This is a genomic window from Streptomyces sp. NPDC047028 (assembly GCF_040644095.1).
Taxonomy (GTDB): Bacteria; Actinomycetota; Actinomycetes; order Streptomycetales; family Streptomycetaceae; genus Streptomyces.
Genome location: NZ_JBEYVS010000092.1, coordinates 1 through 8,074 on the forward strand (window position 1 = coordinate 1; position 8,074 = coordinate 8,074).

7 protein-coding genes are annotated in these 8,074 nt (G+C 71.5%); 2 read left to right on the forward strand and 5 right to left on the reverse strand.

Annotated elements, in window-relative coordinates; translation table 11 throughout:
• Together ABZ854_RS36515 and ABZ854_RS36520 are read left to right on the forward strand one after the other, a co-directional pair.
• The coding region (locus ABZ854_RS36515; RefSeq protein WP_361220187.1) for a KR domain-containing protein at positions 1-1,191 on the forward strand (1,191 nt) is incomplete at its 5' end.
• A 52-nt stretch (positions 1,192-1,243) separates the two neighbouring features.
• Positions 1,244-3,373, forward strand: a complete 2,130-nt coding sequence (locus ABZ854_RS36520; protein ID WP_361220190.1) for a condensation domain-containing protein — start codon at positions 1,244-1,246, stop codon at positions 3,371-3,373.
• Between the two features lie 178 nt (positions 3,374-3,551).
• On the opposite strand, the gene ABZ854_RS36525 is transcribed toward ABZ854_RS36520, so the two are convergent.
• The 5 genes from ABZ854_RS36525 to ABZ854_RS36545 form a co-directional block, all read right to left on the reverse strand.
• Complete coding sequence (locus tag ABZ854_RS36525) at positions 3,552-4,451, reverse strand: proline iminopeptidase-family hydrolase (protein ID WP_361220193.1); 900 nt, start codon at positions 4,449-4,451, stop codon at positions 3,552-3,554.
• A gap of 121 nt (positions 4,452-4,572) precedes the next feature.
• Entirely contained in the window at positions 4,573-5,310 is a 738-nt protein-coding gene (locus ABZ854_RS36530) for an ABC transporter permease (protein ID WP_129306061.1), read from the reverse strand.
• On the reverse strand, positions 5,307-6,365 hold the full coding sequence (locus tag ABZ854_RS36535; protein WP_361220196.1) for an ABC transporter ATP-binding protein: 1,059 nt from the start codon (positions 6,363-6,365) through the stop codon (positions 5,307-5,309). The genes ABZ854_RS36530 and ABZ854_RS36535 overlap by 4 nt, the downstream gene beginning before the upstream one ends.
• Position 6,366: 1 nt before the next feature.
• Entirely contained in the window at positions 6,367-7,227 is an 861-nt protein-coding gene (locus ABZ854_RS36540; RefSeq protein WP_361220198.1) for a hypothetical protein, read from the reverse strand.
• A gap of 146 nt (positions 7,228-7,373) precedes the next feature.
• On the reverse strand, positions 7,374-8,074 hold a 701-nt coding region (locus ABZ854_RS36545), incomplete at its 5' end, for a phosphopantetheine-binding protein (protein WP_361220201.1).

Here is an 8,074-nt window from a genome sequence, read left to right on the forward strand (position 1 = left end):
AAGGTCGAGGTCGTCGCCTGTGACGTCACCGACCGGGACGCGGTGGCGGCGCTGCTGGAGGCCCATCCGGACATCACGGCCGTCGTCCACACGGCGGGGGTCCTGGACGACTCGACCGTGGACCGGATGACCACGGACAGTCTGGCCAAGGTGTGGGGTCCGAAGGCCGCCGCGGCCCGGCATCTGCACGAGCTGACCGCCGGCCGGAACCTGGACGCGTTCGTGCTCTACTCCTCCACCGCCGCCACCTTCGACGGGACCGGACAGGCCAACTACGCTGCGGCCAACGCCTATTTGGACGCGCTGGCGGCCGAGCGGCGGTCCCAGGGGCTGCACGGTGTGGCGCTCGCCTGGGGTCTGTGGGACCCGGAGGTCGGCGGCATGGGGGCCGGGCTCAGCGCGGCCGACGTGGAGCGGGTGGCCCGGACCGGGCCGAAGGCACTGGGGCGCGAGGCCGGTCTGGCGCTGCTGGACGCTTCGCTGCTGAGCGCGCGGGCGCATCTGCTGCCGGTACCGTTCGACACGGGCGCGCTGGAGCGCCGTGCCCGGGACGGGGGTCTGCCCGCGATGCTGCGGGGGCTCGTCCGGATGCCGGTTGCCCGGCGGCGCGGCGCGGCGGCCGAGGCGGCGCCGGGCCCGGAGGCGCTGAAGGAGACGCTGCTGCGCCTTCCGGCCGCCGAACGGACGCCGTATGTGCTGGAATTGGTGCGCGGCAAGGTGGCCTCGGTGCTCGGGCACGCATCCGGTGACGCGGTGGACCCGGAGCGTGGGTTCGGCGGGCTCGGGTTCGACTCGCTGGCCGCGGTGGAGCTGCGCAACCAGCTGGCCCCGCTGACCGGGCTGCGACTGCCGGCCACGCTGACGTTCGACTACCCGACGTCCGAGGCGCTCGCCGAGTACGTGCGCGAGCAGCTCGTGCCCGACGAGACCGGGCCTGCCGCGCTGCGTGCCGTGGAGAGTGAACTGGTGGCTTTCGAAGCGAAGTTGCTGGGCGTCGGCGGATCGGACGGCCTGGACGCCGACGACCACGCCCGGGTGGCGCAGACGCTGCGTACGCTCGCCGCGCGCTGGTCCGAGCTGCACTCCCCCGGCGGCGGCGCCGACGCGGCCGCCGAGTCACTGGCGGAGGCCGACGCCGAGCAGATCTTCGACATTCTCGACAGTGAGTTCGAGGGCATTGACATCGACTGAGCGATCGACTGACCAGCCCCACCGGGCTGTTACCGCGATGAGGAGCACCGTCATGGCCACGCGCAAGGAGACCGACCTGTGGCTGCTGGAGCGGCTCGTACCAGGGGCCGGGGTCAACAATCTGTCCGTCACGTTCGATGTCGACGGCCGTCTTGAACCGGCCGCGCTGTCCGAGGCGTTGACGCTGGTCGTACGCCGGCAGGAGATCCTGCGGACCGTGTTCCGGGCCGGGGACGGCGAGCTGGGCAAGAGCGTCCTCGCGCCGGAGGCGGTGGAGATCTCCGTGCCCGCTGTCCCGGTGGGCGCGGGCGAGGTGGAGACCGCCGTACAGGAGTTCGTGGCGGCACCGTTCACCCTGGACGGGTCCCTGCTGGTCCGGGGGGCCGTGTTCCTTCCGGAGGGCGGCGGCTGCACGGTGAGCGTGGCCCTGCACCACCTGGTGTTCGACGCGATGTCGACGGTGTCCTTCCTGGGTGAGCTGCTGAGCGCGCTGGCCGATCCCGACGGCTACGACACGACGCCGGTCGCGTCCGCCGTGGAGCCCGAACCGGCCGCCGAGAGCGTGGAGTTCTGGCGGGAGCAGCTGCGCGGCTTCAAGGGTGGCGGCGCGGAGGGGGGCGGGCTGTGGTTCGGCAACCCGCCGTCCGACACGCCGGATCTGGCCGGCGAGAGTACCTGGTACACACTGTCCCGGCCGGCCCGTGACGTCGTACGGCGGCTGTGCCGCGAACTGCGCGCCCCGGAGGCCGTGATCCTGCTGTCCGCGTACTGTCTGCTGCTGTCGCGGCACGGTGCGGGCAAGGACCTGGTCGTGGGGTCGCCGGTGAGCGTGCGGCCGGCCGGGCACGAGGCGGCGATCGGGTACCACGTGAACGTGCTGCCGCTGCGCGTGCGGATCGACTCGACGAAGCCGTTCAAGCGGCTGGTGAACCGCGTGCGGTCGGTGTTCCTGGAGGGGATCGGGCACAGCGGGGTGCCGGCCGAGCGGGTGCTGGACGAGGTGCGGGAGGCGGAGGCCGGCGCGAGCTGGCGGAACTCGCTGTGCACACACCTGTTCAACTACGTGCCCGGCGGTACCTCCGGCGACTTCCAGGTGGGCGGCTTCCCGGCGCGGATGCGGGAGGTGGAGAACGGGTTCAGCAAGTTCGACCTGGAGTTCTTCTTCATGCCGGGTCCGGCGGCCGAGCCGGGCGGTGAGGAGGAGTTGCGCATCCGGGCCGTGTTCCGCACGCAGGTGTTCTCGTCGACCGAGGTGGGGCTGCTGCTCGCCCGCTACGACGCCCTGCTGGTCCGGCTGAGCGAGGAACTCACCTCTCCGGTGGGCGAGTTGTCCGTGTGGAGCGACGCGGACCGGGCCGCGGTGGCCGGCGGTCACCGGCACGGTCTGCCCTCGGCGCTGCCCTGCTCCCCCGCCGTCGCCCAGTTCTCCTCGTACGACCCCGGTGAGTGGTCGGCCGTACGGGCCCTGGTCGCTGCCCCTGACGGCGGTGAGCTGCCGGTGCGGGTGCGCGGGGAGCTGTGCCTGGCGGAGGCGGACGGCACCGTACGGCGCACCGGGGAGCTGGCGCGCTGGCTGCCGGACGGCCGGCTGGAGCTGCTGGGCCGGCTGGACCGGCAGGTCACCGTGCAGGGGCTGACGTTCGGGCTGGACGAGGTCGACGCGGTGCTGCTGGCGCACGCCGAGGTGGCCGGCGCGGCGAGCGTTGCGGTCGGCGGGCGGATCGTGTCGTTCGTGGCGCCCGCGGGAGGGGCGACACCGGCCGAGGGGCTGGCGGAGCGGCTGCTGAAGCAGGTCCGCGTGTCGCTGCCGGGGCCGGCGGAGCCGGACCGGGTGGTCGTCGTGGACGCGCTGCCGTCGGTCGGCGGGCGGCCCGACCTGGAGGGGCTGCGGCTGCGTGCGGAGGTGCAGGTCCGCGGGGCGGCGCCGGCCGAGGAGGCCCCCGTAGACACCGAGGAGCTGACCAATCAACTTCTGGCGCTGTGGCGGGAGTTCCTGAAGCGGGACGATCTGAAGGCCGGGTCCGGGTTCTTCGCCAGCGGGGGGCATTCGCTGCTGGGGGTGCAGTTGCTGCAGCGGATCAAGCGGAGTTCTGATGTGAAGGTACGGATCCGGCTGGCCGACTTGTTTGCGCATCCGACGCCTCGGGCTCTTGCCGGGTTCATCGCGGAACAGTCGGAGTAGGCGGGGGCGCGTCTGCCGGGTGTCTGTCGTTGCCGGGTGCGGGTGCGTTGTGGCTTGTCGCGCAGTTCCCCGCGCCCCTGGGGGGCGGGCTTCGCCCGGCCCCCCTCCAGCCTGCCGCCGCCCAACGTAAAGGGCCGGACCTCTTCTGGAGTCCGGCCCTTTACCGTTGGGCTGCTGGTCAGTTCAGTTCTGCCAGCCAGGTTCGCATGACCTGGTCGAAGCGGGTCGGTTCTTCTACGTGGGGCATGTGGCTGGAGTCTTCGAAGAGTTCCCAGCGGGCGTTCGGGATGTGGTCGAGGAAGGGGCGGATGGTGGCCTCGGTGGCCTCGTCGTGGGCGCCGGTGATGATGAGGGTGGGGACCTCGATCGCGGGGAGGCGGTCGATGACGGTCCAGTCCTTCAGGGTGCCGATGACGTGGAAGTCGGCGGGGCCGTTCATGGTGCCGTAGACCGTGGGGTCGCTCTGCAGGGCGAGGAGGGTCGTGCCGACCTCCGGGGGCAGCGGGCGGGCCCGGCACAGGTGGCGTTCGTAGAAGGCGAGGACGGCACGCTGGTAGTCGGCGTGGGCGTAGTCGCCGGTGGCCTCGTGGCGGCGCAGGGTGTCGCGGACGTCGGCCGGCAGGGCGTCCTTCAGGCGCTCGCACTCGGCACGCCACAGGGGCATCGAGGCCGGGGAGTTGGCGATGACGAGGCCGCGCAGGCCGGCCGGGCGGCGTACGGCGTGTTCGGCGCCGAGCATGCCGCCCCAGGACTGGCCGAACAGGAGGTAGTCGTCGGCGATGTCCAAGTGGGCCAGGAGCGCGTCGAGTTCGTCGAGGAAGAGGTCGACGGTCCAGAAGTCGGCGCCCTTGTCGGGCAGGTGGGTGGACTGGCCGTTGCCCAGCTGGTCGTAGTGGATGACCGGCCGGCCGTCGGCGGCGAGGGCGGTGAGGCTGAGGAGGTAGTCGTGTACGGAGCCGGGGCCACCGTGGGCGACGACGAGGGGCGTGCGGCCGCTGTGCAGGTCTCCGGTGACGCGGTACCAGGTGTGGTGGCCGCGGAACGGGACGACGCCCTTGCGGCTGGGGGCCAGGAACATGAGGGTCCTTCTCGGTCGGAGGCAGAAGAGGGGGAGCCGGAAGACGGGGACACGCGCGTGGGCGCCGGCCTCCACGGCCGGCGCCCACCTCCTCGTACGACTGCTGTGACGTGCGGCCCGCTCAGGCCCGGGCGGCCTCGCGCCGGTAGCTGAGGACCACCGCGCCGGAGAACACCAGCGTCCACGCGGCCAGCACGCCCGCGCCGATGATCGCGCGGGTGTCGTGCAGCAGGGCGCCGTGGCCGATGTCGGCGAGCCAGTAGCTCGGCATGATCTTGACGATGGCGACCAGCCAGTCCGGGAAGCCGGTGGTCGGCAGGAGCAGACCGCCGAGGAAGCCGAACAGGATGATCAGGCCCTGGAGGTACATCTGCTGCTGCTCGGGCGCCACGTACAGGCCGATGACCAGGCCGAGGACCGCGCACGGCAGCGCGGCGATCCAGATGCCGAGGGTGATCTGCAGCCAGCCGGACGCGGACAGGTGCACGTCCTGCACCAGCCAGCCGAACAGCGCCACGAACGCCGGGCCGGGCAGCGCCACGACCATCGCCACGAACACCTTCGTCAGCAGGTAGGTGCGCGGCAGCAGCGGGGTCAGGCGCAGCTGCCGGTGCCAGCCGATCTGCCGCTCGTGCGCGACCCGCGCCGTGGTGTGCATGGAGGACGTGAACGCGCTGTAGGCGGCGAGGCTGCACATCAGCCAGGCGCTGTAGGTGATGCCGCCGGAGTGCGGGATGGTCTGGTTCTTGTAGAGCATGCACTCCAGCAGGTACATCACGACGGGCACGACGAACGCGAAGACGATGAAGCGCGGCCCGCGCAGCATCCGCTTGATCTCGATGGCCAGGTAGCCGGTCATGCGGCGTCGTCCTCCGTGTTCTGGGTGCCGTCCTGGTCGGCGTCGTCCGCGGTCAGCGTGAGGAACGCCTCCTCCAGGCCGGTGGCGCTGATCTCGATGTCGTGGGCGTCCGGGTACCGCGTCACCAGGGCGCGCACGGCCGCGTCGGAGTCCTCGCAGTGCAGCTCGGCCTGGTCCAGGCGGATGGCCGCGCCGGTCACGCCGGGCAGCTTCTTCAGCTCGTCGGCGCTCGCGCCGGGCACCGCGGCGCGCAGCATGCGGCCGGCGGTGAGGGCGCGGATCTCGGCGACGGTGCCGTCGGCGGCGATCTGCCCCGTCCGCATCAGCACGACCCGGTCGGCGAACTCCTCGGCCTCGTCCAGGTAGTGGGTGGCGAAGACGACCGTGCGGCCGGTGTCGGTGAACTTGCGCATCGACTCCCAGAACTTGCGCCGGCTGCCGACGTCCATCGCGGAGGTCGGCTCGTCCAGGATGAGCAGCTGCGGGTTGCCGACGAGAGCGCACGCGAACCGGGCGCGCTGGCGCTGTCCTCCGGACAGCTTGGTGCCGCGCCGGTCGGCGATGTCCTCGATGTTGGCGCGGCGCAGCACCTCGTCCATCGGCAGCGGGTTCTTGTAGAGGGAGGAGATCATCCCGAGGGTCTCGCGGACGCTCAGGTCGTCGATGAGCGAACCCTCCTGGAGCACGGCGCTCGCCATGCCGTCCCGTACGGCCAGGTAGGGCGCCTTACCGAAGATGGTGATGCTGCCCGCGGTGGGCCGGGACAGGCCGAGGATCATGTCGACGGTGGTGGACTTGCCGGCGCCGTTGGGGCCGAGCAGGGCGACCACCTCGCCGGGCGCGATGGACAGGTCGATCCCGCGTACGGCCTTGACGTCACCGTAGTCCTTGCGCAGCCCGGTGACGCGCAGGGCGGGCTCGGGGGCGGCGTGCCGGGGGCCGGCGGTCTCCGCGGAGGTCTTCGTGGGAGTCGTCGCCGCGGTCTTCGGGGACGGGGCCGTGATGGTGGTGCCTCCCTCGTCCCGTGCGGTGCTGGTCTCTGGGGTCGTCGTCATGTCACATCCGGATCTGTCGGGAGAGGTCCTGCGGGGACAGCAGCGCGTCCAGCGCCTTCGCGGCGGCCTCGTCGCGCAGCAGGTTCATGTGCTCGCTCCCGAACTGGATCTCCCGGGCCACGACGCGGGCCGCGGTCTCCGGGTCGGTGGAGCGGAGCCGGTTGAGTCCGCTGAGCGGGCTCGACGAGCTGAAGGCGACCGCCCTGTGCCAGTTCTCCATGGAACCGAAATCGCCCGCGGCGACGACATACGCGACGAACGCGGTGAACGACTCGGTGAATTCGGCGCGGCTCTCCTCGTCGAGGTCGAGAGCGTCGAACGCGGGTTCGCTCACGCCCCGGAAAAGCCGGACGAGTTCGGTGCCGAGCACGCGGATGTCGTCGGTGCTTTCCAGGATGTGGTGCCCCTCGGTGTTCGCCACCGAGATCGGTTCGGGTCCCACGATGGATTCGAAGAGGCTCAGGGAGGTGTGGAACTGCCAGTAGAGCCCGAGCGGGTTGGCGAGTTCCGGGTCGAACAGAATGAGCTGGGGCGCGCTTTCCTGCCACTGGGTGAGGCGTTCGGCGAGCGCCGCCGCGTACACCGAGCCGGCGCAGAAGCCGAGCACGGCACTGACCGGCCGGCCGGTCTCGCGCACCGAGTCGAACCAGCGGTCCAGGTACTCCTGGCCGCCCGGCCCCACGTCGGTGGCGATGGCCTGCGGCATCGTCTCCCACACGTGGTGGCGGCCCGCCGCGGTGAGCGAGAAGAGATCGGAGAAGCGGGCGTCGGGACGGCCGGTGGCGGTGAAGTCGACGGCGAGCACCAGCTCGTTCCGGCTGCTGTTGCCGCCTATTCTCAGCCACACGTCGTTGTTTTCCACCGGCTGCCCCTTCCTGACTTGTCTGTCGAGTTCTCGACTTGGCATGGCGCCGTTTTGCCGGGTCCTGAAGATGCTAGAAGTGGCCCGAGGGACTGAGAGCCCCTATGGCCACCCCTAGCGCCCCCTACCGGGACCCGGCCGCCGGTTCAATCCGCCAGCGTGTCCTCGAGTTCTTCCGCGAGGTACTCGACGAGTTCTTCGGGAGTTCCGTATTCGTAGATCACGGCGGCCGGCAACTTCAGGCCGCCGAGCGCGGCGGTGAGCCGGTCACGGAATTCGACGGCCAGCAGTGAGGTGAATCCAAGATCCATGAAATCGCTGTCCGGCTCGATGGCCTCGTCCGCACCCGTGTGCCCGAGCACGCCGGCCGTGGCGTCCCGCACCAGCCCGCCCAGCAACTCCGCCCGGCCCGCCTCGTCCGCGGCGCGCAGGGCGCTCAACAGGTCCTCGGTGTCGTCGGGTTCGGGCTCCGGCGCGGTCATGTGTGGCGCACCTGCCCCGCCTGCGGCGCGGCCGGCCGAGGCCAGCCAGTAGTGCTGGTGCTGGAAGGCGTAGGTGGGGAGGTCGACGGGGTTGCGGCCGGGCCCGAAGTAGGCGGTCCAGTCGACGGAGGGGAGTCGGGTGAGGGCTTCGGTGAGGGCTTGGGGTTCGGTGCGGTCCCGGCGGAGGGTGGGGACGGCTCGGGGATCGGCGACCATCGGGGTGAGGGCGGCGTCGGGGCCGAGTTCCAGGAAGGTGCCTACGCCCTGGCCGTCGAGGGTGGTGACCGCGTCGGCGAACCGGACTGCCTCACGGACGTGACGGACCCAGTAGGAGGGCCGGGAGAGGTCGTCGTAGGAGACCGTCG

Coding starts and splice junctions, on each gene's coding strand:
- ABZ854_RS36520 (WP_361220190.1), top strand. CDS start 1,244: ATGGCCACGCGCAAGGAGACCGACCTGTGGCTGCTGGAGCGGCTCGTA.
- ABZ854_RS36525 (WP_361220193.1), bottom strand. CDS start 4,451: ATGTTCCTGGCCCCCAGCCGCAAGGGCGTCGTCCCGTTCCGCGGCCAC.
- ABZ854_RS36530 (WP_129306061.1), bottom strand. CDS start 5,310: ATGACCGGCTACCTGGCCATCGAGATCAAGCGGATGCTGCGCGGGCCG.
- ABZ854_RS36535 (WP_361220196.1), bottom strand. CDS start 6,365: ATGACGACGACCCCAGAGACCAGCACCGCACGGGACGAGGGAGGCACC.